21 protein-coding genes and 1 other RNA gene are annotated in these 23,805 nt (G+C 59.9%); 19 read left to right on the forward strand and 3 right to left on the reverse strand.

Translation table 11 applies throughout. The features are described 5' to 3' along the window. Nucleotides 1-18: 18 nt before the first annotated feature. The 15 genes from purB (at nt 19) to F4Y00_06580 (ending at nt 17,277) form a co-directional block, all read left to right on the forward strand. The gene (gene purB, locus F4Y00_06510) at nt 19-1,317 is read left to right on the forward strand and encodes an adenylosuccinate lyase (protein MYE04603.1); all 1,299 of its coding nucleotides are present in this window, start codon (nt 19-21) and stop codon (nt 1,315-1,317) included. A 189-nt stretch (nt 1,318-1,506) separates the two neighbouring features. Then, entirely contained in the window at nt 1,507-4,323 is a 2,817-nt protein-coding gene (locus F4Y00_06515) for a TonB-dependent receptor (GenBank protein MYE04604.1), read from the forward strand. Nucleotides 4,324-4,556: 233 nt separating this feature from the next. Further along, nucleotides 4,557-4,928 carry an NADH-quinone oxidoreductase subunit A gene (locus F4Y00_06520; GenBank protein ID MYE04605.1) on the forward strand — a complete coding sequence of 124 codons (372 nt, stop codon included), beginning with the start codon at nt 4,557-4,559 and terminating at the stop codon, nt 4,926-4,928. A 43-nt stretch (nt 4,929-4,971) separates the two neighbouring features. Then, nucleotides 4,972-5,502 carry an NADH-quinone oxidoreductase subunit B gene (locus tag F4Y00_06525; protein MYE04606.1) on the forward strand — a complete coding sequence of 177 codons (531 nt, stop codon included), beginning with the start codon at nt 4,972-4,974 and terminating at the stop codon, nt 5,500-5,502. Nucleotides 5,503-5,545: 43 nt separating this feature from the next. Beyond that, nucleotides 5,546-6,214: an NADH-quinone oxidoreductase subunit C gene (locus F4Y00_06530; protein ID MYE04607.1), complete on the forward strand. Its 669-nt coding sequence runs from the start codon at nt 5,546-5,548 to the stop codon at nt 6,212-6,214. Then, nucleotides 6,211-7,530, forward strand: a complete 1,320-nt coding sequence (locus tag F4Y00_06535) for an NADH-quinone oxidoreductase subunit D (GenBank protein MYE04608.1) — start codon at nt 6,211-6,213, stop codon at nt 7,528-7,530. The genes F4Y00_06530 and F4Y00_06535 overlap by 4 nt, the downstream gene beginning before the upstream one ends. Before the next feature lie 7 nt (nt 7,531-7,537). After that, on the forward strand, nt 7,538-8,212 hold the full coding sequence (locus tag F4Y00_06540) for an NAD(P)H-dependent oxidoreductase subunit E (GenBank protein MYE04609.1): 675 nt from the start codon (nt 7,538-7,540) through the stop codon (nt 8,210-8,212). 45 nt (nt 8,213-8,257) lie between these two features. Next, nucleotides 8,258-9,580 carry an NADH-quinone oxidoreductase subunit NuoF gene (gene nuoF / locus F4Y00_06545; protein MYE04610.1) on the forward strand — a complete coding sequence of 441 codons (1,323 nt, stop codon included), beginning with the start codon at nt 8,258-8,260 and terminating at the stop codon, nt 9,578-9,580. Between the two features lie 25 nt (nt 9,581-9,605). After that, nucleotides 9,606-11,336, forward strand: coding sequence for a molybdopterin-dependent oxidoreductase (locus F4Y00_06550; GenBank protein ID MYE04611.1), 1,731 nt, complete (start codon nt 9,606-9,608; stop codon nt 11,334-11,336). A gap of 38 nt (nt 11,337-11,374) precedes the next feature. Next, nucleotides 11,375-12,409, forward strand: a complete 1,035-nt coding sequence (gene nuoH / locus F4Y00_06555; GenBank protein MYE04612.1) for an NADH-quinone oxidoreductase subunit NuoH — start codon at nt 11,375-11,377, stop codon at nt 12,407-12,409. Next, on the forward strand, nt 12,406-13,074 hold the full coding sequence (gene rpe / locus F4Y00_06560; GenBank protein MYE04613.1) for a ribulose-phosphate 3-epimerase: 669 nt from the start codon (nt 12,406-12,408) through the stop codon (nt 13,072-13,074). Before nuoH ends, rpe begins: the two co-directional genes overlap by 4 nt. Nucleotides 13,075-13,078: 4 nt before the next feature. Then, nucleotides 13,079-15,325 (forward strand): primosomal protein N', encoded by a 2,247-nt coding sequence (priA, locus tag F4Y00_06565; GenBank protein MYE04614.1) that lies wholly within the window; start codon nt 13,079-13,081, stop codon nt 15,323-15,325. Nucleotides 15,326-15,449: 124 nt separating this feature from the next. Continuing rightward, nucleotides 15,450-15,550: signal recognition particle sRNA small type (ffs, locus tag F4Y00_06570), an RNA gene on the forward strand. 34 nt (nt 15,551-15,584) lie between these two features. Beyond that, nucleotides 15,585-15,902 (forward strand): preprotein translocase subunit YajC, encoded by a 318-nt coding sequence (gene yajC / locus F4Y00_06575; GenBank protein MYE04615.1) that lies wholly within the window; start codon nt 15,585-15,587, stop codon nt 15,900-15,902. Between the two features lie 124 nt (nt 15,903-16,026). Continuing rightward, a complete protein-coding gene (locus F4Y00_06580; protein MYE04616.1) occupies nt 16,027-17,277 on the forward strand; it encodes a bifunctional 3,4-dihydroxy-2-butanone-4-phosphate synthase/GTP cyclohydrolase II in 1,251 nt (416 codons plus the stop codon). Between the two features lie 86 nt (nt 17,278-17,363). Here F4Y00_06580 and F4Y00_06585 read toward each other — a convergent pair whose 3' ends face one another. The 3 genes from F4Y00_06585 to F4Y00_06595 form a co-directional block, all read right to left on the reverse strand. After that, the gene (locus F4Y00_06585; GenBank protein MYE04617.1) at nt 17,364-17,960 is read right to left on the reverse strand and encodes a dephospho-CoA kinase; all 597 of its coding nucleotides are present in this window, start codon (nt 17,958-17,960) and stop codon (nt 17,364-17,366) included. A 13-nt stretch (nt 17,961-17,973) separates the two neighbouring features. Beyond that, nucleotides 17,974-20,052 (reverse strand): hypothetical protein, encoded by a 2,079-nt coding sequence (locus F4Y00_06590; protein MYE04618.1) that lies wholly within the window; start codon nt 20,050-20,052, stop codon nt 17,974-17,976. Between the two features lie 106 nt (nt 20,053-20,158). Then, the gene (locus F4Y00_06595; protein ID MYE04619.1) at nt 20,159-20,506 is read right to left on the reverse strand and encodes a histidine triad nucleotide-binding protein; all 348 of its coding nucleotides are present in this window, start codon (nt 20,504-20,506) and stop codon (nt 20,159-20,161) included. Nucleotides 20,507-20,779: 273 nt separating this feature from the next. On the opposite strand from F4Y00_06595, the gene F4Y00_06600 reads away from it, so the two are divergent. The 4 genes from F4Y00_06600 to mltG all read left to right on the forward strand — a co-directional run bounded on the left by F4Y00_06600 (nt 20,780) and on the right by mltG (nt 23,745). Next, on the forward strand, nt 20,780-21,193 hold the full coding sequence (locus F4Y00_06600) for a 6-carboxytetrahydropterin synthase (protein MYE04620.1): 414 nt from the start codon (nt 20,780-20,782) through the stop codon (nt 21,191-21,193). Between the two features lie 21 nt (nt 21,194-21,214). Beyond that, the gene (folE, locus tag F4Y00_06605) at nt 21,215-21,877 is read left to right on the forward strand and encodes a GTP cyclohydrolase I FolE (GenBank protein ID MYE04621.1); all 663 of its coding nucleotides are present in this window, start codon (nt 21,215-21,217) and stop codon (nt 21,875-21,877) included. Between the two features lie 34 nt (nt 21,878-21,911). Further along, the gene (locus tag F4Y00_06610; GenBank protein ID MYE04622.1) at nt 21,912-22,613 is read left to right on the forward strand and encodes an SDR family oxidoreductase; all 702 of its coding nucleotides are present in this window, start codon (nt 21,912-21,914) and stop codon (nt 22,611-22,613) included. A 76-nt stretch (nt 22,614-22,689) separates the two neighbouring features. After that, nucleotides 22,690-23,745 carry an endolytic transglycosylase MltG gene (gene mltG / locus F4Y00_06615; protein MYE04623.1) on the forward strand — a complete coding sequence of 352 codons (1,056 nt, stop codon included), beginning with the start codon at nt 22,690-22,692 and terminating at the stop codon, nt 23,743-23,745. The last annotated feature ends 60 nt before the right edge of the window (nt 23,746-23,805 follow it).

Consider the following 23,805-nt stretch of genomic DNA (forward strand, 5'->3'; position numbering starts at 1 on the left):
CCGCATCCGTTCTGAACAATGATACCCCGATACACCCGCCCCGAAATGGGGGAAATATGGAGCGAACAGAGCCGGTTCCAGTCCTGGCTCGATGTCGAGTTGGCCGCGTGTGACGCGTGGTCGAAGCTGGGCGTCATACCTTCGGAGGATGTTGCCCTGCTCTACGAACAGGCCTCATTCGATGTGGAGCGCATTCATGAGATCGAGAAGACGACGCGGCATGATGTGGTGGCCTTTACGCGCGCGGTAAGCGAATCGCTGGGGCCGGAGAAAAAATGGGTGCATTACGGCCTTACGTCTTCCGATGTGGTCGATACGGCGCTGATGGTCCAGCTCAAAAAGGCGAACGATCTTCTGCTGACGGCCATCGACCGGATGCTGGACGTGCTGGCGGACAAGGCCCGCGAGCACCGGTATACCCTTATGATGGGCCGCACGCACGGCGTCCATGCCGAGCCGACGACATGGGGTTTGAAAATGGCGCTGTATCATGCCGAGATGATGCGCAACCGCCGCCGGTTCGCGGCTGCGGCCGAGGATATGGCCGTGGGGAAATTGTCGGGGGCCGTAGGCACCTTTGCGCACATTCCGCCCGAGATCGAACAGATGGTGTGCGAGAAGCTGGGTTTACGGCCTGCGGCCGTTTCGACGCAGGTTCTCCAGCGGGACCGGCATGCACACTATCTGTCCGTGCTTTCGCTCATCGGCGCTTCGCTCGAAAAGATGGCGGTGGAAGTGCGGGGGCTTCAAAAAAACGAGGTCCGGGAGGTCGAGGAAGCCTTCGGGAAAGGGCAAAAGGGGTCGTCCGCCATGCCGCACAAACGGAACCCGGTGGGCTCGGAGAATATCACGGGCTGCGCCCGGCTCCTTCGCGGCTACATGGTGTCGGCCTGTGAAAATGTGGCGCTCTGGCATGAACGCGACATTTCTCATTCGTCCGTGGAAAGAGTCATCATTCCCGACGCCACGACGATTCTTCACTATGCGCTGCACCGGTTTGCGGGCATCATGGACACGCTGGTCGTATATCCCGAGGCGATGCGGGCAAATATGGAAGGGACCTATGGACTGTATCACAGCCAGCGCCTCATGCTTATGCTGATCGACAAGGGGATGTCCCGGGAGGCGGCCTACGATCTGGTCCAACCGGCGGCGATGCGGGCATGGGAAGAAAAACGCCCGTTCAGGGAGATTGTCGCCGGGGACGCTGCCCTCATGGAGCATTTGTCGCCGGAAGAGGTGGAACTGGCCTTCGATCTATCGTACCATCTTCGCCGGATCGACTTTATTTTCGAGCGGGCCGGCCTTGGCCGTTGATGCTCCGCCAGCGCGTGCCGGACACCCGCTCCCGATCATTTTCACGGGTCGCCGGTATATTTCTTGACAGTTTCGGTAGGGAGACATATTTATATTTAATCGGGCGTTATTCGCACTGGGATATGCAGGTCGGATATGATCTCTTGAGAACCCTTGTTTGAACAGGTTCATTGCTTTCCCCATTTTATCATGAACGCCATGCTGCGCTATCTGCTCGCTACCTCCCTGTTCTGCTTTCTTGCATTCGGTGCGTTCGCGCCCCGATCGGCGCAGGCGCAAGCCGACGTATCGGTTCACGGCGTGGTTACGGACGCGTCGTCGGAGGCGCCTCTGCAAGACGCCAATGTGGTGTTGCTGGTGGATGGTGTCGTGATTGCAGGCGCTGCCTCGGACGCCGACGGATCGTATGAGATTTCCGGAATTCCTCCGGGCGATTACGTGCTTTCGGTGCGTTTTGTGGGATACGAGCAGGAAGAGATGCAGATATCCTTGCAGCCCGGCGAATCCCTCACGGCGGACGTAGCTTTGCGCCCGACGGGTTTCGATCTCAATGCCGTGGTCGTGAGTGCATCGCGCGCCTCCGAGAAGGTGCTGGACGCCCCGGCTTCGATCTCCGTCCTGGATACAAGAGAAATCGAAAGCGTGGCCCTGCCGTCCTCCGCCATGTTGCTTCGGAATGTAACCGGGGTGGATATGGCGCAGACGGGCGTCAACCGGTATGAGGTCGTGCTGCGAGGGTTCAATAACGTCTTCACCGGAGCCACGTATGTCATGACGGATTACCGGCGGGCGGCCGTGGCGTCTCTGGGCCTGAACGATTACAGCCTGATGCCGATCAGCCAGATCGATCTGGAGCGCATCGAAGTGGTCCGGGGTCCGGGATCGGCACTCTTCGGCGCCGGGGTCGATGCAGGCGTGATCCACTTCATCAGCAAGGATCCGTTTACGCATCCGGGTACGACGGTACGCGTGGGTGGAGGCTTGCGCAATGCACTGACGGCCTCCCTGCGCCATGCGGGGGTTGCGGGCGGCAAACTGGGTTACAAGGTCGTCGCCGATTTTCAGCGCGCCAACGACTTTGCCTTCGATCCGGAGGATCCCCTGGATGCCATACAACTCGGCACGTTCAGAGAGGAGGCGCTTCCCGTCGATTACAATAACCATAACTATACCCTGTCGGGTCTGCTTTCCTGGCAGCCTCGCTCGAACGTCACGCTGACGGCCAATGGCGGATTTTCGGCGGTCAAGACCATCGGGCTTTCATCGATCGGTACGATTCAGGGCGAAGGGTTCGGATATACGTACGGGCAGCTTCGCCTCGACGCCGGAAGGTTTTTCGCCCAGGCCTATGCGAATTTCAACGATGCGGGCGATTCCTTTGTCTATCGGGAGGGATCGGTCGATGACGTAGTGGACAACTCGACCGAGATCAATGTACAGGGGCAGTACGACTTCGATATTCTGGACGAGCGGTTCCGTTTTGTGCTCGGCGCGGAATACGAACTGACCAATCCGGTTACGAAGTCCACGGTCTTTGGCCGCAACGAAGATCGTGACCGATTCGCCGAGACAGGCGCTTATCTTCAGAGCGTCGTTCGGCTGAGTCCAATGTTGAATGCGACCCTCGCCGTGCGCGCGGACCGGCACGATTTGTTCGACGGGGTGCAGTTTTCTCCCCGGGCCGCCCTCGTTTTCAAACCGGATCCCGCACACAGCATTCGCGCCACGTTCAACCGGGCATTCGCTTCGCCCGGCACGCATAACCTTTTTCTGGACTTCAATGCGGGCGCGGCCGGACCGCTTACGATCCAGGCCCGGGGATCACTGGACGGATTTCATTTCCAGCGCGATGCACAGGGCGGCCTGATCGCCTCCAGTATGTTTCCGGATATTTTCGGAGCGCCCGTGCCCGTAGGCGTCCCTCTCGGTTTGCTCTATAGTGAGATGTACGGAGCGCTTTCGAGTATTCCGGTGTCTGATTTGCAAGGATTGCTTGCGGCGCAGGGCTTAAACATACCGGCGGTGCTCATTGACCAGTTTATCGGCCTGCTCAGTCCGGACGGGGGCATCACCGTGACGGGCCTGACGCCGGCCAATATCGGATATGTGGATTTGAACACATTCGATATCGATCCGAACAGTATAGCCCAGGATGTGGTGGATGTCCCTTCCCTGGAATACACGTCCAGCGAGATCTTCGAAATAGGATACAAGGGGTTGTTAGGGGAGCGGCTGCTGGTTGCCGTGGACGGGTATTACACCCGGCGGAAGAATTTCGTCAGCCCGTTGCGGGTAGAGACGCCCTTCGTGCTGGTGCCCAATCATGACTTGTTGTTCGGCGACCTGCAAGCGGCGCTCGCCGACGGAATCGCGGGCAATGAGACCCTGCATGCGGCCTTGCAGGCGGTAGGATTCTCGGCAGACGACATATCGTCGCTCATCGTGGAGCTTGCCCGGCCCGACTTTGCGGCGTTTCTTCCGGAGAATACGCCCATTGCCATCGTGCAGCCTGTGGAAAACATGGTACCCGGCCAGCTTCTGATGACCTATCGGAGCATGGGGGAGATCGAATACTACGGCATGGACGTGTCCACCGAGTTGCTGCTTGGCGACCGGCTGCGCGTTTTCGGAAACCTGTCCTGGGTCAGCGACAATTTTTTTGACGCCGGCGAGCTTGGCGAAGAGGAAGAAACGCTGGAACTGTCCATGAATGCCCCTGCTACGAAGGTCAAGGGCGGATTTGCCTACGAATCTTCCGGCAACTGGAGCGTCCATGCATCCGTGCGGCATACCGGGGGCTTCGAGGTTCGATCGGGTTTGTACACAGGGCCCGTGCCGGAGCATACGCTGCTGGATGTCGGCGCCGGATACGATCTCGGCGACTATGTGTCCGGATTGCGCATGAATCTGTCCCTGTTCAATGTGCTGGATCAACGGCACCGCGAGTTCGTCGGCTCGCCGGAGATAGGGCGGATGGGGCTTGTACAGATGACCCTGGAAATATAGAAGGATAGGCTGATTCCGTACCCTGTAGCCCTATCCATTCTCCTTGACGGGATATTCATGGCCGTTTCGCGTTGATTGACCTGCTTACGTGGGGTATTTTGCCCATGCTACGCGTTTACATCCGGTTCTCCGGGGCTCTTTTACGGACGGAGGCGCTGTACAGGCGTGGTGCCGCCTGTTTTGTTCCTCTGGCGCATAGTCTATCATAGTCGTATCCACTGTCTGCACGAACTATGCCTGCGGATTTCGTTCCCCTGCTTATTATGATGGCGCTTGCGTCGGGGATGGCGTTGACGCTCCTGAAGGGCGCCGACTGGCTCGGGCCGCGCCGGCGTAATCTGATCAAGCAGAGCAGCTACGAGAGCGGGATGGATCCTGTGGGCACGGCCCATGAACGCTACTCGGTGAAATTTTACCTGGTGGCGATGATCTTCATCGTGTTCGATGTGGAAGTCGTCTTTTTGTATCCGTGGGCCGTAAGTTTCCACGAGTTCATGGATGCGGGGGTTGCCCTTGGAGCCCTTGCGGTTGTTTGCCTGTTTATCCTTATTCTTGGCGTCGGTCTGCTGTACGATGTCAAAAAGGGCGGGCTGGAGTTCGATTGACCCTGCGTGTTTCGTTTTCCGAAGACCCATCATACTGAATACCATGGTTTCGCAAGGCCCCCGGAACGAGGGATTTCTTACCACCAGAGTGGATGCCGTATTGAATTGGGCGCGCTCCAATTCACTTATGCCGATGCCCATGGGGCTTGCCTGCTGCGCTATTGAAATGATGGCCTTTGCAGGTCCCAAGTACGATGCAGCCCGTTTTGGAAGCGAAGCTATGCGCTTTTCACCGCGCCAGGCCGATCTGATGATTGTGGCCGGCTGGGTATCGTACAAGATGGCGCATGCCATCCGCCGGGTATGGGATCAGATGGCTGACCCGAAATGGTGTATCGCCATGGGGGCTTGCGCCTCGACGGGCGGGATGCACCGTTGCTACGGGGTGGTGCAGGGGTGCGATAATTTTCTGCCGGTAGATGTGTATATCCCCGGATGTCCGCCTCGTCCGGAAGCTCTTTTACATGCTCTGATGGATATCCAGGAGAAGATCCGTAACGAGTATTCCGTTACGCAGGATTACGTGCAGGGACATGCACTTCCGGCAGGGCAGACGGGTAACGGTATTGGTTGAGATGTCCACGGACGCCGAACATAGCCCCCCGGCGGAAGAAGGCATGCCGTCTCACCGGGTGCTTGATTTCTTTTTTACGCCCGAAGACGCGGCGACTCCCGGCGGGGACAACCCGCTTTCCCAGCCCACTACGCACGTCTCTGAGATCATTGAGGCGTTATGCGCCCGGTTCGACAAGGCCATTCTGGGTGTCGAGGAGTATGCCGGGGAGCAGACCGTTCTGGTCGAGGCACGGCGCATAGCGGATGTATGCCGTTTTCTGAAGGACGAACAGGGCTTCCTGTATCTGTCGGATGTAGGCGGCGCGGATCGGTTCGTGGAAGAGGACCGGTTTGAGGTGTTCTATAACCTCGTATCGTTTGAAAAGGGAAAACGTATCCGCCTGAAGGTTCGGGTGGACGAGGCCGCCTTGACGGTGCCTACGGTAACGGATGTATATCGCGCCGCCAACTGGAACGAGCGCGAGGTGTACGATATGCTGGGCATTCGCTTCGAGGGGCATCCGGATATGCGCCGGATGTTCATGCCGGAAGATTTCGAATACTATCCGCAGCGGAAAGAATTTCCCCAGTTGGGTATTCCCGGATCGCTGCCGCTGCCCCCCCGGACCCCTGAGGGACCCCTCCAGTACGACCCGTTTCCGACGGCCCATGAGGGCCCGACGCCGAAGAGTTACCAGGAACCCCCGTCACAGATTACCGAGGAAGAATGAGCGCCGCATCGGGTTTCCGGACATCAGGAGAGGAATCGGTTTTCCGGTTCTGGCCCCGGCATAACGAGGCGATCTACGAGCGCCTCGAAAGCAAGCATGTGTGGCTGGAGCAGGCGCAGCGCAACGAGGCGAACGAGGGGGATCCGCTCGAGCATGAGATGATCCTCAACATCGGGCCGCAGCACCCGGCCACCCACGGCGTCCTCCGGTGCGTGGTCAAAATGGATGGCGAAACCATTGAGAAATCGGTGCTCGACATCGGTTATCTGCACCGCGGCATCGAGAAACTTGCCGAACACAAGACCTATCAGGAATTCATGCCCTACACGGATCGCATGGATTACCTTGCGCCGTATGCCAACAATGTGGCATGGTGCCTGGCCGTGGAGAAACTTGCTGCTATCGAGGTACCCGAACGAGCGCAGTGGCTTCGTATGATTATGTGCGAACTGGCGCGCATTTCGTCGCATTTGCTCTGGCTGGGGGTCGGATTGATGGATGCCGGCGCCGTGTCCGTTTTTCTGTGGACCTTCAAGGGGCGCGAGGATCTCTACCGTATTTTTGACGAAGTGGCGGGCGCCCGATTCACCGTATCGCACAGCCGCATCGGCGGACTGTTTTCGGACCTGACGCCGGAAGCCTTCCGCCTGATCCACCAGTTTGTGGACGATTTCGGTCAGGAGATAGCAGGCTGGGAAGCCTTGCTCAACCGGAACCGTATATGGATCGACAGAAACCGCGATGTGGGCACGCTTACCCGCCAGGAAGCCGTGGAGATCGGGCTTACGGGGCCGAATCTGCGGGCCAGCGGCGAACCGTATGACATTCGCCGTTTCGAACCATATATGTTTTACGGGGAAGTGGATTTCGATGTCCCGACCCGTGAAGCGGGGGATTCCCTCGCGCGGTATTTTGTGCGGCTCGAAGAGATGAAAGAAAGTCTTCGGATTATTCGGCAATGTCTGGATCGCTTGCCTGACGGCCCCATTCGCGCCGACGACGCCAAGCGGGCCTATCCGTCGAAGGACGAGGTGTATTACTCCATGGAGGGCATGATCCACGATTTTCTGTATACCGATGTAGGGGTCGCGCCGCCGAAAGGCGCCGCCTGTTATCAGGCGATCGAATCGCCGAAGGGGGAACTGGGGTGGTACCTCCAGTCCGACGGTACGGGCAATCCCTGGCGGGCGAAGGTCAACGCGCCTTCCTTTACGAATTTACAAGGACTCGAACACATGCTGGAAGGGTCTCTGGTGGCCGATGCGGTCATTCTCATCGGCTCCATTGATCCGGTCATGGGAGAAGCCGACAAATAAGCCGACCGTGAGCGATTTTATCAAACATCCTGTCGTCCCGTTACCGGATCGCCTCCCGGAACCTGTCTTTTCCGAAAAAGATCTGGTGTTCACGGATGCGGAAAAGGAGCAGATCGAGGAATTTCGGGGGCAGTATCCCACGCCTGAAGGCGCCGTAATGAAAACGCTCTGGCTCGCTCAGGAGAAATTCGGGTTTTTGCCTCCCGAGGTGATTCGTCTCGTGGCCGATACGATCGAGATTCCTTTTTCGCTTGCATACGGTGTGGCGACGTTCTATACGCAGTATTACAAGGCGAAGAAAGGGTCCCACGTGCTGGACGTATGCACGTGCTTCAGCTGTCAATTGTGCGGTGGATACGACATGCTGCACTACCTTGAAGAAAAACTTGGCGTTCGGGAGGGAGAGACGACCGAAGACGGGTTGTTCACAATTCAGGGCGTGGAATGCCTCGGAGCCTGTGGCACGGCGCCGATGCTACAGGTTACGAACGGACCGTACGTACATAATCTTTCAAGGGAAAAACTGGATGCGCTGATCGATGCGCTGAAGGATGGAGATATGCCCCCGTTCGTATCCGTCACATTGCCGCAGGACGAAGACGCGTTGGACGGAAACCGGCGGTCGGATGCGGAGGCGACGGATACAGGCCGGACCCCGCCCATTGCCGAAACACTCGAATAACGTATCCGGAGGACCTGCATCGCGCCCGGACTACCACGTATGAAAATGCCTTCACCCAGCAGAAACGGAGCTACCAAAGCCGGCGACTGGCGCAACTACGAGCGCGTACTCCTGCCTCCGGTTCGTGATTTGCACCGGTTCGAGGTGTATGTAAAACATGGGGGCTACGAGGCGTTGCGCGCGGTATTGACCCATAGTAAAAAATGGGCGCCGGACAAGGTGACCGAGGCGGTTAAGGCAAGCGGCCTGCGCGGTCGGGGCGGCGCAGGATTCTCGACCGGGCTGAAATGGAGTTTCATGCCGCCGGTCGATCCCGGAACGCCCCGCTATATCGCCTGCAACGGCGACGAAAGCGAGCCGGGGACCTTCAAGGACCGGCAGCTCATGGAATACAACCCCCACCTCATTTTCGAGGGGATCCTGATTGCGGCCCGGGCCATGCAGATCGACGCGACCTATCTCTACATCCGCGGGGAGTATGTCGACTGGATTCGCCATATGGAACATGAACTGGCGAAGCTTTATGCAGAAGGCTATGTCGGCAAACGGATTCTGGGGACGGATTTTTCCAGCGAGATCATTATCCACAAGGGAGCGGGCGCGTACATCTGCGGGGAAGAGACCAGCCTGCTCGAGTCCGTCGAAGGCAAGCGCGCCTATCCGCGCATCAAGCCGCCGTTTCCCGCGCAAAAGGGACTCTGGGGCTGTCCGACCACGGTCAATAACGTGGAGACCCTGGCCTGCGCGCCCCTTATCATTAACCGGGGCGCCGAATGGTTTGCGGGCATCGGCGCGGAAAAACACCCCGGCCCCGTGCTCTACGGCCTATCCGGGCATGTCGAGCGCCCCGGCGTGTACGAGTATCCGACAGGTATGCTGATCACGGATCTGATCGAAGAAGTCGCCGGGGGGATGCGCGGCGGCAAGAAGCTCAAGGCGATCGTGCCGGGCGGCGCCTCGGTGCCGGTCCTGCGCGCCGACATGATCGATGGCGTAACGATGGATACCGAATCGCTGCGCGAAGCGGGTTCCATGATGGGAACGGCCGGAATGCTGGTGATGGACGAGGACACGGACATGGTCAAGTTTCTTCGCCGGGTCACCCGGTTTTATCATCACGAGAGCTGCGGGCAGTGTACGCCATGCCGGGAAGGGACCGGATGGATCGAGAACCTCGTTACCCGCATCGACGAGGGGGAAGGGACCCTGCGCGACCTGGATATCCTGATGGACCTTTGCGATCAGATGGAAGGCCGAACGGTGTGCGCTCTTGCCGATGCGGCAGCCTGGCCCGTCCGCAATACCATCCAGCGTTTCCGGGAAGAATTTGAAGCCAAATGCCGGCAAAGCATATACGCCATGGCGTGATATGCCGGCGACGTACGTTCCAATCATGCCGACCATTACGATAGACAACAAGGAGTATGCATTTCAGGGGCAGCCGAAGCTGCTCCAGTTTTGCCTGGATCTTGGTGTGGAGCTGCCGCATTTCTGTTATCATCCGGCGCTTTCGATTCCCGCCAATTGCCGGCAGTGCCTTGTGGAAGTGGGCATGCCGGTTCGGGACAGGGAGACCGGCGAGATCACACGGAATGACGACGGGGAGCCCGTGATCCGGTGGATGCCGAAGATGACCACGAGTTGCTCCGTGGATATGGCGGACGGCATGGTGGTCCGGACGCATCGGACCAGCGAACAGGTCGAGCGGGCTCAGAAAGACAACCTCGAGTTCCTGCTCATCAACCATCCGCTTGATTGTCCGATTTGCGATCAGGCCGGTCACTGTCCGCTGCAAAACCAGACCTACAAGTACGGTCCCGAAGGGTCCCGTTTCGAATTTCTCAAGGTCCAGAAGCCCAAGAAGGTGGTGTTGGGCCCCCGGGTGATGCTGGACGGCGAGCGCTGCATCAACTGCACGCGGTGCACGCGATTTACGGACGAGGTGTCGAAGAGCCACCAGTTGACTATCATCGAACGGGGCGTAAAAAATTATCCGATGACCGCGCCGGGCGAAGTGTTCGACGAACCCTACTCGATGAACGTCATTGACATCTGTCCGGTGGGCGCGCTCACATCCATCGACTTCCGGTTCCGCGCCCGGATATGGGAGATGAGTTCGGCGCCGTCCATCACGGTCACCAATGCAAAGGGGGCCAATTGTTCCTACTGGGTGCGCGACAATCTGGTGCTGCGCATCACGCCCCGTACGAACCTGGATATCAACGAGTACTGGTTACCGGACGAGGATCGCGCGGTCTGGCCGCGGTTCAATGAACATCGCCCGGAAGGGTCTCAGGTTCGCATGGCCGGGGCGTTGAAGTCCGTCGACTGGGAAGCTGCGTACGCCCGTGTGTCCGAATTGCTCGGTTCGGTGGAGGGATCGAATATTCTCTTTCTGGGATCGCCGTATGCAACCGTGGAGGACAACTACCTTCTTGGCAAGCTGGCTGCTTCCCTGGGCGCTTCCGCCCCGGCGTACATTCCCCATGTCGAACCGGGCGCCGGCGACGGGTGGCTGATCACGGATGACAAAACGCCGAATGCCGAGGGATGCCGGCGGCTCGGTATCCATCCGGTCGATCCGGAACTCGTGCGCGCCCGGCTCGAGGCAGGCGAGATCGCGGCCGTATATGTTCTGGAAGACGATCCGGTAGCCAGCGGGCTTTTCCAGGCCGCTGACGTGCAGGACATTCCGGTCATTCTGCATACCTATCACACCACGAACGAAACCATTGCCGCCGCCGATGTGGTGTTGCCGGCTGCGATGGTCGTGGAGACCGTGGGCACGTATGTGAGCGTGGACGGATACGCACAGCGGGTGTGGCCGGCCAAGGCCATCAGGGGCGTCAACCGGACGCTCCGCATGGAAATGGGCATCAGCCGTCCGGATTCGCATGGTACGCCGTTCGACCGCTGGCATAATGAATCGAATCAGGTAAATTGCAAACCGAGTTGGGAAATGCTGCCTGCGATTGCGCGCAGCATGGGCCTGCAGGAGGAGGATGCCTCCCCGAAAGCGATTATGCAGGAAGTCGCGCAGACGATCGGAAGTTTCGAGGGCGCTGACTACGAAAGCATGGGGGCGCACGGGGTTCGTCTGGCGGAGATCGGAGCCACCGTGTAACCGGCGCCGCGCACGGAAATTTTTTTAGAAAACCACGCATGGATATACCTCTTTACTGGACGGCGATCGTGGCGTTCGTCGTGCTGAATCTGATGATGCTCTCGGCTTCCGTGCTCGTGTACGCCGAGCGCAAGGTGTCCGGGTATATCCAGCTCCGGCCCGGTCCCGACCGCGTGGGGCCCAGAGGATTTTTCCAGCCGTTCGCCGATGTGCTCAAGCTGCTTTTCAAGGAAGATATCCGACCCGCTTCGGCGAACCCCTTTATCCATTCGCTGGCCCCGGTAGTCATGGTCGTCATAGCCATGTCCGTCCCCGCCGTGATTCCCTTTGCGCGCGGGGTGGTTATTGCCGATGTGGGGCCGGGCGTCCTTATCATTCTTGCGCTTACGTCCATCAGCGTCTACGGTATTACCCTGGCGGGATGGAGTTCGAACAGCAAATACTCCCTGCTGGGCGGGCTGCGTTCGGCGGCGCAGATGATTTCGTACGAATTGACGATGGGACTGGCTGTCGTGTCCGTGATTCTGCTTGCGGGGACGCTCAATGTCACGGGTATTGTCGAGGATCAGGCGGGGGGATGGGCGATTCTGGGTTGGAATGTGTTTCGCAATCCGATCGGAGCGGTTCTTTTCGTGGTTACGGCGTTTGCCGAAACGAATCGCGCCCCGTTCGATTTGCCGGAGGCGGAGCAGGAACTGGTCGGCGGGTACCACACGGAATACAGCGGCATGAAATTCGGTATGTTTTTTCTTGCCGAGTACGTCAACTGGTGGGTTGCGTCGTTCGTCATTGTAACCCTCTTCTTCGGGGGGTATCTGGTGCCGTTCGAGCCCCTGTTGATAGAGGCTTTTCCGGAACTCGCCGGCAGTATACTTCTTGGAGCGCTCCAGGTATTGTCCCTGCTTGCCAAGGTGGCGTTTTTCGCCTTTCTGTTTATTTGGGTGCGATGGACGCTGCCCCGATTCAAATACAACCAGCTCATGCAGTTGGGCTGGAAGGTCCTGCTTCCGATCGCCCTGATTAATGTCGTGGCGGTAGCCCTCGGCATGATCTTTTTCCGCGCGGTTTTTTGATACTGTCTTCTTCCATCATTGCCTCGGATGCCGCGCGCCTTGGAGATCAGGCGCGGGAAGCGCTGGATGCCGGCGTCGACTGGCTCCATATCGATGTGATGGACGGACGGTTCGTGCCGAACATTACGGTGGGCCCCTTTGTGGTGGAAGCGCTTCGGCCTTTGGCCGACGAAACGGGAGCCAAACTGGATGTACATCTGATGATCGAGGAGCCCCGCCGGTATCTGGACGATTTCATCGACGCGGGCGCCGACCTCGTTACGGTGCATGTGGAAACCTGTACGCATCTGCACCGCGTCCTGACGCATATCCGGTCTCGCGGAGCCATGGCCGGCGTCACCCTCAATCCGGGCACTTCGCTTTCCGCGATCGCGGAGGTGCTTCCCGATGTGGACATGGCGCTGGTCATGTCGGTCGATCCCGGCTTCAGCGGCCAGAAATACATCCCCGAATCGACAGAGAGAATCCGCCGGCTCCGAGGCATGCTCAATCAGATCGCCTCCCGCGCCTGGTTGCAGGTCGATGGGGGGGTTTATGCGGGCAATATCCGCGAGGTGGTCCGGGCCGGGGCCACGGTCGTGGTAGCGGGCAATGCGGTGTTCGGCGGCGCTTCCATAGCCGACAATGTGCAGGCGCTTCGGGATGCGGCTGCTCTTGAAGCCTGATCGCATGTTTGCCGAGGTGGCGTTTCCCCTTCCGCTTCCCAAGTTCTTTATCTACCGCGTTCCTCCGGGGATGTCCGGCGTGGACGTCGGCGCTCGGGTGCTTGCGCCGTTCGGCCCGCGCCGTATGACGGGCATCGTTACGGACCTGCGCCGGGATGCCGCCGGGGTCGGGCAAACGAAAGACCTGCTCGCGGCGCTGGATACGTTGCCTTCGGTTTCCGCCGAACTGTTTGATCTCGTCCGGTGGATGGCGGACTACTATGTCTGTTCCTGGGGGGAGGTGTTCCGGGTCATGATGCCGGCGGGAATGCTTTCGGGCAATCCGGCCAAAACCCGGGTCGAACGGCGCGTACGATTCGCTCCTGCGTGGCGGCATGCAAAGGCTGTGGACGCCTTGCGCGCCGACTTGCGCGGCCCCAGGCAGATAGCGGTCATCGAATCCCTGGCCGGATATGCCGCCGAAGGCTTGCAGGATCCGCGGCAGGCTGATTTACTGGCCCGTGCAGGCGCTGCTTTTCCTACACTCCGGAGTCTTGTGCAGCGCGGCGTCCTCGAGATTGTAGAGGCGGAAGCGGTTCGCGCCGGGGTCATAGATGCAGGGAAGGCCGAGGCGCTCCCGGATCGTACGTTGCATCCTGCGCAGGCCGAAGCCCTGCATGCCGTTTCCGCATGTATCGACGCCGGGCGGTTTCACCCCTTTCTGCTGCATGGGGTAACGGGCAGCGGCAAGACGGAAGTGTACATCGAAGCCCTGAAGCAAACGATCGGGCGCGGCCGTACCGGCATCGTGCTGGTACCCGAGATTGCGCTCACCCCGCAAATCGTACGCCGCTTCCGGGCGCATTTCGGAAGCCGCATCGCCGTATTTCATTCCGGCATGAGTGCAGGCGAGCGATTCGATACCTGGCGGCTCTTGCGGGCGGGCCGGTTCGACGCCGTCGTCGGGCCGAGATCTGCGGTCCTTGCGCCCCTGTCGAACCTGGGCTTGCTTGTCGTGGACGAGGAGCATGGCCAGTCCTACAAGCAGCAGAATCCGGCGCCGCGCTATCATGCCCGCGATGTGGCCGTCATGCGGGCGCGCATGAACGACGCCGTGTGCATTCTCGGATCGGCCACGCCCAGCCTGGAGAGTCACTACAATGCCCACCGCGGCAAGTATACGTTGCTGTCCCTGCCCGAACGGGCGAGGCGCTCTGCGGACAAGCCGGTCTCTTTGCCGGACGTGCGCATTATAGATCTGCGGGGCACGCCCTCCTCCACCTCGTTGTCGCCCTGGCTCGAAAAGGCTATCGGGGAACGACTTGCCCGATCCGAACAGATTATTCTGCTTCAGAACCGGAGGGGCTATGCCCCGCTGCCCGAATGCGTGCGTTGCGGCTGGTCTCCGGAGTGCGAGGATTGCTCGATCACCATGGTTTTCCACAAGAGCGGCAATCGCCTGCGGTGTCATTATTGCGGGCGCACGGCGCCGTTGCACGCACGCTGTTCTAATTGCGGCGAGACGTCCATGGAGGGGTTTGGAACCGGCACGCAGCGCGTCGAGGAGGAACTGGAAACGCGTTTTCCGGAAGCGCGCATCATACGTATGGACCTGGACACCACTTCCGCGAAAGATGCACACGAATTGCTGCTCCGGCGCTTCGAGGAAGGACATGCGGACATTCTGGTGGGCACGCAAATGGTTGCGAAAGGCTTTGATTTCGAGCGCGTAACGCTGGTCGGGGTAATCAATGCGGATATCGGCTTGCTGCTGCCCGACTTTCGCGCCGAAGAGCGCACATACCAGTTGCTTTCGCAGGTGGCCGGGCGGGCCGGACGCGCTTCCCTGCCCGGCGAAGTCGTGATACAGACACGGAATCCCGATCGCCCTGTTCTGCGCTATGCCCGCGATCATGACTACGAAACGTTCGCCGCGCGCCAGTTAGCGGAACGCCGGGCGCTTTTTTATCCGCCGTTCGGGCGCATGGCGGGCATCGCGTTCAGGGGACCCCGCGCCCGGGATGTGGCCGATCTGGCCCGGCGCTGGACGGATGCGCTCAGAAAAGAAGCAGCCGGCGCCCAGGTGATGGGCCCGGAAGAGGCCTTCATAAGCCGGGTAAAGAAGCAGTACCGGTATCATTCCATTGTGAAGTGCCGTCGCGGCGACCGCATCTCCTTACAGGAGGCCCTGCGGACGGTGGAGGAGAGAATGGGTTCGCTTCCGGCCGGTTGCCGCGTCAACATCGACATAGACCCGGTCGGCTTTTTCTGACCGTCGGAGTGCGTTAGGGCCTGTTACCACTATGCCCCGCAGAGCGCCGCTGTATAGTGTTAACAGACCCTACGTCGCCGTCTTCCGCCGGAACCCTGCCGACCTGTGCGGGTTTCTTCGTCAAGGGCAAGTTCCGCACGGTCTGCTCCCTGTGAATCCTGTCAGGGCCGGAAGGCAGCAGCAGTAAATAGGTTGAAGCGACGCGATACGGGTAGCTTGCCCCTCTTTTTTGACTCCGACACCATACGCAACCTTGCTCATGCCTTTATACGTATACGAGACGTTGTTGATGGGAGGACCGGCCAACGGCGATGCGAACCCGATGGCCATGTTCCTGCCGTTGATCCTGATTTTTGTCGTTTTCTACTTTTTCATTATCCGCCCCCAGAAGAAAAAGGAAACCGAGCGTAAGCAGATGATCGCAGCCGTCCGCAAGGGGGACAAGGTCATTACGCTTGGCGGCGTGCATGGCGCGGTGACCCAGGTGGATGAAACCAGCGTGCTCGTTCAGGCGGATACGAACGTCAAACTGCGTATCGAAAAAAGCGCTATTGCGAGCGTGGATACGAAGGGGTAATCCGTACTCGCCCGGAAGCGGGGCATTTCCTGTTTCCGGCGGTTTATTTTGCCGAAAGACCCATCGATTCGGCATGCATGACATGGAGTAAAGCGTTATGGGAAAGACACCCGACACGGACTGGATGAAGCGGTCTTTCGACACGATCGAAGACGCTGTTCGGGAATTGGCGGAGGGGCGGCTCGTCATCGTGGTCGATGACGAGGATCGCGAAAACGAGGGGGACTTCGTAGGCGTTGCGGACAAGGTTACCCCCGAGACCGTCAACTTCATGGCGACGCATGGCCGCGGGCTCATCTGTGCGGCGCTTACCCGGGAGCGGGCGGCGGCTCTGAACCTCGACATGATGGTCGACGCCAATACCTCGCTCTACAACACCCCGTTTACGGTATCGGTGGATTTCAAGACCGGCACCACGACGGGCATTTCGGCCCCGGACCGCGCCCGGACCTTCCGTGCCCTTGCCGATCCGGCAAGCAGTCCATCGGATTTTGCGCGTCCGGGCCATGTCTTCCCTCTTCGATCCCGGAAAGGCGGCGTACTGCGCCGCGCCGGACATACCGAGGCTGCGGTGGATCTGGCCCGCATGGCCGGGTGCGCTCCGGTGGGGGTGCTTGTGGAAATCATGACCGAGGAGGGCATGATGGCGCGTACCCCCGAGTTGATGGAGATGGCGGACCGGTTCGGCCTGCGCATTATTACGATCAAGGACCTCATTGCGCACCGGATGATGACGGAATGTCTCGTACGGCGCGTCGTGGAGGTGGATTTACCCACGCTGTACGGTGATTTCAGGCTGGTTGCCTACCAGGATATCCTTAGCGAGGAAGTCCACCTCGCTTTGGTCAAGGGGAACTGGACGGAAGAAGAACCGGTGCTCGTACGCGTACACTCGCAATGCGTCAGCGGAGATATTTTCGGTTCGCTGCGGTGCGATTGCGGGGAGCAACTCGCCATGGCGATGCAGCAGGTGGAAGCGGAAGGGTGCGGCGCCGTGTTGTATATGAAGCAGGAGGGGCGCGGTATCGGCCTGCTTAACAAACTGCGCGCCTACAAATTGCAGCAGGAGGAGGGAATGGATACGGTGGAGGCCAACGAGGCGCTCGGATTCAGGATGGATCATCGGGATTATGGCATCGGGTGCCAGATTCTGCGCGATCTGGGGATCCGAAAGCTCCGTCTCCTGACGAACAATCCGACGAAACGGGTCGGGCTGGCCGGCTACGGACTTGAAATCGTGGAACGTCTTCCCATCGAGACCTCTCCGAACACGGTAAACCACCACTATCTCAAGACCAAGCGGGACCGCATGGGCCACCTGATTCTGGGTGAGGTGGACGAGCATGACCGCGCCATGCTCAGAAAGGTGCTGTAGGATACTCTGAGCTTTGTAAACTCAGGGCCTGTTAAGCACTATGCAGCGGCGCTCTGCGGGGCCTGTTTTCCTGTTAGGGAAGCCGATCACCGGGAGGTCATATCCCGGTACAACCGTTCCACCTTGCGCCGCAGTTGTTCCGGGTCCCCGTCGTTCGCGAGCACGATGTCGGCCCGTTCCCGCAGGACGGAGGGATCGGCCTGATGCGTCATTCTGGCGGCCACCTCTTCCTGCGAGACCCCGTCTCTTGCGCACACCCGCTCGATCCGCACCTGAAGAGGGGCTTCCACCACCGCCACGATGTCCAGCTGGCGATCTGCTCCCGCTTCGAAGATCAGGGCGGCCTCCTTGACCATGAGCGGCGCCCCCTCGCGCTGCGCCTGTTGCGCCGCTTCTTCGAACCGCCTCAGCACCGGCGGATGCACCGCCGCATTGAGCCGGTCGAGCAGGGTTTTGTCGGCAAACGCCATCCGGGCAATGAAGCGCCGGTTCGGGCTGCCGTCGGGCAGGTAGCTTTCCGGCCCGAAAAGGTCGATCACGTTCCGGCGTATCGAGGCATCGCTTGCGAGCAGCCGTTTCGCTTCGTCGTCCGCGTAGAACACCTGCGCGCCGAGCTCCTCCAGCATACGGCATACGGTCGTTTTGCCGCTTCCGATTCCGCCCGTAACGCCGAGTCGCTTCATGGTTTCGGGGTGATTACAATCTCCAGGACGCGACCATGGAAATGTTCGGAATGACTTTGCGATCTCCGGACCGCGCCGCTTGCCGGATATGATCGGCCCGTGCTTCAGGGAGCATCCCGAAAAGGCGCCGCCGGACGTGCTGCACATTCAACCAGCCGTTCAGCCGGAGCACCGACCGGCCCGGCATCGGCCAGGAAATCGAACAAATTGGACCCATTTGTTCAATGATGGTTCGTCCCGGCCGCGTGATCCTTGCCGTGACCGGTTTTCCGGCATTGTCCAGTCGTCGTGAGCCGTCTTCGTTCCGGATGTCGTACCGTACCGTGGCGGCCCGCTCAAAGTCGCTGCGAATGAAGAGGCGCATCCCGATAGCGGCGGTAATGCCCTGCCGCGTACGCACCTGCAGGCGCACCCGCGCGCTATACGTGCGCAAGGTGTCGAACGGGATTTCCGCGAAGCGATCCCAAACAAGATTTCCGAGGCGCAGATCGCTGAAGCTGCCGTCGGCATAGATGGCGGGTCCGCTCCGGAAACGGTGCTCCCCGTCCAGTTCGTACCGCAGTTCCCGCGCAGACTGATCGATGGCTCTCCGGCCCGGGAGCACGAAATCGTGCACGGTATAGGTGGCGCGGATTTCCGTTCCCATGCGCAGGCGCGTACGGCTTCCGGGGGTCCATGTGAAGGCGGGGCGCAGACGCAGGGAGCGCCGGACATTGTTTTCCACCGAGCGGGCGGCGTTCAGGTAGACGGTGTGGTACCAGGTGCCCAGCAAACGCATCTCCGTGCTCAACCTCCGGTTTATCGCAATGCGCGCTGCCATCTGACCGTTATGGTACAATTCGTCCCGGTCGTCCAGATTCGATTCCGGCGTATCGTGGCGAAGGATGCTGCTGCTGCCGTCGAAGGTCAGGGTGAGCCGCCCGAGCCCGGCTCGCCCGCGCGCTTGCAGGGCGAACAGGCCCTGGTCGTAATCCGCCTGCTGGAGCAGGTTCGCTTTTTGCGCTATCTGGGCCTGGGGGAGATCCTCCCGGTTCGTCAGCCGCCGCCGTTCCACTTCGGCGCCGGCCCGGGCCGAAAGGTTCAGCATGAAACGCCCGGCGTTCTGTACTCCGTATCCGATGCCGATCTGACCGTCCACCAGACGCCGGTTGAATGCCGTATCGAAGAAGAGCGCATTCTCCGGAGCGCCCAGCGTTCGGATCCGGCGGTTGTTCGTTCCTGCATCCATACGTCCTGTCAGCCGTACGGATCGGTAGATCGGGGCTTCGATTTCCATGCTCACATTCAGCGTATCTCCGGCGGTGGCCTCCACGGTTTCCGAGACGCGATCTTCCGTGGTTCGATTCAAAAACGAGACGGACTGATAGGCGTCGCGGCGGTAGTTGCTGTACTGCACATCCGTCGTGAGGCGCAGATTTTCGAACGAGCGGATCGCGTTCCCCTCCATGCGTACCGCGCGACCCCGCCGCGGATCGATGAACTGGTACGCTGCATCCCCTGCTACCTGGATGCGGTAGGCGTTCATGGGTGCGGGAGACCATGCCACGCCGAGGGCGTACGCGGGCCCGATATCCATGCGCAGCGGAGGCTCGCCGGGGCCGCTTCCGATCCCTGGACGGCGATCCCATGCCAGGCCGGCAGCCGGCTCGATACGAAGATTTCGCCTCGGCTGGAACCGCATGCCGGAGTACACTTCCTGCGAAAACACGCGGCTTTGCGTGTACCATAGGGAACGTCCCCGCGCCTGTACTCCCCAGCGCGTGCCCAGCGGTCGACCGATGTGCCAGTTGAGGAGATTTTCGTCCCGAAAACTCAGCCGGTCCCCGAAAAGGACGAATGCGTCCGAACGGAACCGGTTGTCGAGCGTGGCGCTCCATTTCCCGATGTCCTGGGACAGCAGGGTTCTGGCGGTCCAGCGATACCGGTTGATGTCCCGTTCGAAGCCGGTTTCGAGCAGTTGGCTTTCAGCGCCGGTTTGCGGTACGATTTGCGCGGGCGCCTGCACCTGCGCTTGTGCCGTTCCAAAAACTGCCAGCATGCCTGCCAGCATGCCCGCCAGTGCGACATGTCCGGCGCCGGTACGAAAGGCCATTCGAAGGAATGCACGCATGGCGAGACCTACGGAAACAGCGATACAGGACCGGGAAGACGGAAGTTTTCGCCCGCGCCTTTTCGAAAAATGCACGGGGGCTTCGACGTTAGCCCGGCGGCCAGCCCAGGGATCGCCCGCCCAGAAGGTGCAGGTGGATATGATCCACGGATTGTCCGGCTGCCGGTCCACAATTGAATACCGTCCTGTACCCCTCGGCAAGTCCTTCCTGAGCGGCCAACCTCCGCGCCACCGTGAAAAGGTGTCCGACCAGTTGTTCATCCGCTTCGGTGAGATCGTTCAGCTCCGGAATGGGTTTCCGGGGGACGATCAGGATATGTACGGGCGCTTGCGGAGCAATATCCCGGAATGCGAAACACTGTTCGTCCTCATACACCATATCGGACGGAATGTCTCCATCCGCGATTTTTTGAAAAAGCGTTCTTGTATCGGCCATGTCGCGTGGAAACGTGGGATCGCCCGGAATATCTTCTGCAGGCGGCTGTTTTTTCCGTGCACCGGTGTTTGGTCGTGCCTGCCTGATTGAATATAGGGTACTTTGATTAAGTCCGCGAAGTTCAGAGGCTGAGCGAAGTGGTTTTGCTCAGAGTATTTTTGTAAACGAACATCGGACAGGCTTCAACGTGAAAGGGAAACCGGGGCCTGTCCGGGGCTGTGCCTGCGCTATGTCCCCGGTTCTTGTATCCGCCGGCATGACGTCCGATTTCCTATGGCGCTTGTTTACGTAACCCGTACGGTGCATTTCAACGCGGCGCACCGGCTGCACAATCCGGAAAAGTCCGACGACTGGAATCGCAGCACGTACGGTCGGTGCAATAACCCGAACGGGCATGGGCACAATTACGTGCTGGAGGTGACCGTGGCCGGCGAACCCGATAAGGACACCGGGTACGTCCTTGATTTGTCCGACCTGAAGCGTATCGTGCAGAAGAAAATCGTGGACAAGTGCGACCATGCCCACCTGAATCTGGACGTGGATTTCATGCAGGGCATTTTGCCCTCTACCGAGCAGTTCGCCATGGCTATCTGGCGCGAGCTGGAAGATGCCCTTCCCGCGGGCGCCTTGCATAAGGTCCGGCTCGCGGAAACGAACAACAATTCGGTGGAATACTTCGGTGAGTAACCCCTACCCATTCGTACGACAATGCCTATACACTCCTTGAAAGATCGGGAAACGAAGCAAACAGTCTCATACGCCTCTGACGAGCATGCCCACGGCCGCTACCAGAGGCAGGATATCTACGACGAGGCGGTGACAGAGACCATCTCCGGGTATGTAGCAGACATGCTTCCCCTGCTGAATGAAGACCCTGCCCGCGAGGGGCTTTTCAAAACCCCTGAACGCGTGGCCCGTTCGCTCCAATTCCTTACGCAAGGGTACGGGATGGACCCGGAAGCCATTCTGAAATCCGCGCTGTTCGAAGAGGATTACAGCGAGATGATTCTGGTGAAGGAGATCGAGATATTTTCCTTGTGCGAGCACCATATGCTTCCCTTTCACGGGCGCGCCCATGTGGCCTACATCCCGAACGGTAAAATTGTGGGTTTGAGCAAGATCCCGCGTGTGGTGGAGGTGTTCGCCCGCCGCCTTCAGGTGCAGGAACGGCTTACCTTGCAGATACGGGATGTCCTGTCCGACGTGCTGAAACCGCTTGGGGTGGCTGTCGTGATCGAAGCGATCCATTTATGCATGATGATGCGGGGCGCTGAGAAGCAAAATGCGGTGACGACGACCAGCGCGATGAGCGGCGAGTTTATGAAAACGCCGACGCGTGCCGAATTCATGCGGCTGATCCACAAAGATTGATGGGACGCTGCCTGTTTACAAAGCACGATAATCCATGCCGACCATACTGATAACCGGAGCAAGCCAGGGAATGGGCCGCGCGGCGGCCGAGGCGTTTGCGGCGCTGCCCGACGCCCGTCTTGCGCTTGTGGCGCGCAACGAGGAGCGCCTGCAGGAAACCTGCGATCTGTCTCGCGCACACGGTGCGGAAGCCCGGGCTTTTCCGTGCGATGTGACGGACGAGGCGGCTGTCGAGGAGATGGCGGCCTCTGTGCATGCCGCATTCGGCACGCCGGATATTGTTCTGAATAATGCAGGGCTTTTCGAAACGGGCGCCGTGGTCGATATGACGGTCGAGACCTTTAATCGTCAGGTGGCGGTGAATCTGACGAGTGCGTTTATGGTCACCCGGGTTTTTCTCCGGGAGATGCTGGAGCGGGGCAGCGGCCATCTCTTCTACGTATGCTCTGTGGCTTCCTTGAAGGCCTATCCCGGCGCGGTCGCCTATTGCGCCGCCAAACACGGGGTGCTTGGATTGGCGCGCGCCATGCGGGAAGAGACGCGGGCGCACGGCCTGCGCGTGACGGCGGTCTTGCCCGGCGCCACCTGGACGCCCAGCTGGTATGGAAGCGACGTACCTGAAGAACGTCTCATACCCCCCGAAGACATTGCGCAGGCGATGCTCGATGTCTGGCGTCTGAGCGATCGCACCGTGGTGGAAGAATTGCTGCTCCGTCCTCAGGAGGGAGACGTTTAAGATACTCTGAGATTTGCGGACGTAATCAGCGTATCCTTTAGGGTACCGAATACACTTGGACAAGACTGCTTTCCTCATGCGCCGCAAGGTCCTCATTGCGCAGATCGTTCTTGTCCTGACGGCAGGGGGTATGGCGCTGCTGGGAGTGGCAGCATGGGTTACGGTCTGGTCCAACACCCCCGATTTCGAGGGCAGCCGCACGGTCCGCATTCCGCCCGGCTCCGAATTCGAAGCTGTCGTCGATTCCCTGCACGCGAACGGCATTCTCCGGCGGGCCGGCACGCTTCGCCTCATGGCGCGCGCTACGGGCTGGGGCGATCAGGTCAAGGCGGGCCATTACACCTTCCCTGCCGGCGTTTCCAACTATGATATGCTGAGCGTGCTGCGGCGCGGACTGCAGGAGCCGGTCCGCCTGACGATTCCGCCCGGCGTGCGCCCCGAGGTGGCCGCCGCGGTTGCAGCCCGCAACATGTTCTTTTCCCCGGACGATTTTTCCGCAGCCCTCGCCGATACGCAACTCGCCGCCGCGTTCGGCACCGACGCCGCCGGCCTCTTCGGCTACATGCTGCCGGAAACGTACCATTTCTACTGGCTTTCCGGTGCGGAACGCGCAGTCCGCACCATCACGGAAACGTTCGATGCGTTCTTCGAGCGTGAACTGCGGGCTGGAGCGGACAGTCTGGGCCTGTCGAAACGGGATGTGGCGACCCTGGCCAGCATTATCGAATGGGAAGCCCTGCGCCCCGAGGAAAAACCCATGATAGCAGGGGTCTACCACAACCGGTTGCGCATCGGCATGAAACTGGACGCCGACCCCACCATACAGTACATCATCCTGCAGCGGGAGGGAAGCAAGCGGCGCCTGCTCTACAGCGATTACCGCATTCCACACCCTTTCAATACGTATCTGCACGGGGGATTGCCGCCGGCGCCGCTCAACAATCCGTCTGCTTCCTCCCTGCGGGCCGCCGTGGCCCCTGTCCGCCATGATTTTCTCTATTTCGTGGCGACCGGCGACGGTACTCACCATTTCAGCAGAACTCTTACGGAGCATCTCCGGGCCGCTCGCCGCTACCATGCGCTCATGCGCCAGCGCCGCGCTGAACAGGCGGCAGCGGAAGGGGAAGGATAAGGGCTTCGGCTGTCAGGAAACCGCACAACCGTTGCGGGCCTGATTCCAACAGGGGTTGTC

Source organism: Bacteroidetes bacterium SB0662_bin_6 (genome assembly GCA_009839485.1).
Lineage (GTDB): Bacteria > Bacteroidota > Rhodothermia > Rhodothermales > VXPQ01 > VXPQ01.

Coding starts and splice junctions, on each gene's coding strand:
- purB (MYE04603.1), top strand. CDS start 19: ATGATACCCCGATACACCCGCCCCGAAATGGGGGAAATATGGAGCGAA.
- F4Y00_06515 (MYE04604.1), top strand. CDS start 1,507: ATGAACGCCATGCTGCGCTATCTGCTCGCTACCTCCCTGTTCTGCTTT.
- F4Y00_06520 (MYE04605.1), top strand. CDS start 4,557: ATGCCTGCGGATTTCGTTCCCCTGCTTATTATGATGGCGCTTGCGTCG.
- F4Y00_06525 (MYE04606.1), top strand. CDS start 4,972: ATGGTTTCGCAAGGCCCCCGGAACGAGGGATTTCTTACCACCAGAGTG.
- F4Y00_06530 (MYE04607.1), top strand. CDS start 5,546: ATGCCGTCTCACCGGGTGCTTGATTTCTTTTTTACGCCCGAAGACGCG.
- F4Y00_06535 (MYE04608.1), top strand. CDS start 6,211: ATGAGCGCCGCATCGGGTTTCCGGACATCAGGAGAGGAATCGGTTTTC.
- nuoF (MYE04610.1), top strand. CDS start 8,258: ATGCCTTCACCCAGCAGAAACGGAGCTACCAAAGCCGGCGACTGGCGC.
- F4Y00_06550 (MYE04611.1), top strand. CDS start 9,606: ATGCCGACCATTACGATAGACAACAAGGAGTATGCATTTCAGGGGCAG.
- nuoH (MYE04612.1), top strand. CDS start 11,375: ATGGATATACCTCTTTACTGGACGGCGATCGTGGCGTTCGTCGTGCTG.
- priA (MYE04614.1), top strand. CDS start 13,079: ATGTTTGCCGAGGTGGCGTTTCCCCTTCCGCTTCCCAAGTTCTTTATC.
- yajC (MYE04615.1), top strand. CDS start 15,585: ATGCCTTTATACGTATACGAGACGTTGTTGATGGGAGGACCGGCCAAC.
- F4Y00_06580 (MYE04616.1), top strand. CDS start 16,027: ATGAAGCGGTCTTTCGACACGATCGAAGACGCTGTTCGGGAATTGGCG.
- F4Y00_06585 (MYE04617.1), bottom strand. CDS start 17,960: ATGAAGCGACTCGGCGTTACGGGCGGAATCGGAAGCGGCAAAACGACC.
- F4Y00_06590 (MYE04618.1), bottom strand. CDS start 20,052: ATGGCCTTTCGTACCGGCGCCGGACATGTCGCACTGGCGGGCATGCTG.
- F4Y00_06595 (MYE04619.1), bottom strand. CDS start 20,506: ATGGCCGATACAAGAACGCTTTTTCAAAAAATCGCGGATGGAGACATT.
- F4Y00_06600 (MYE04620.1), top strand. CDS start 20,780: ATGGCGCTTGTTTACGTAACCCGTACGGTGCATTTCAACGCGGCGCAC.
- folE (MYE04621.1), top strand. CDS start 21,215: ATGCCTATACACTCCTTGAAAGATCGGGAAACGAAGCAAACAGTCTCA.
- F4Y00_06610 (MYE04622.1), top strand. CDS start 21,912: ATGCCGACCATACTGATAACCGGAGCAAGCCAGGGAATGGGCCGCGCG.
- mltG (MYE04623.1), top strand. CDS start 22,690: ATGCGCCGCAAGGTCCTCATTGCGCAGATCGTTCTTGTCCTGACGGCA.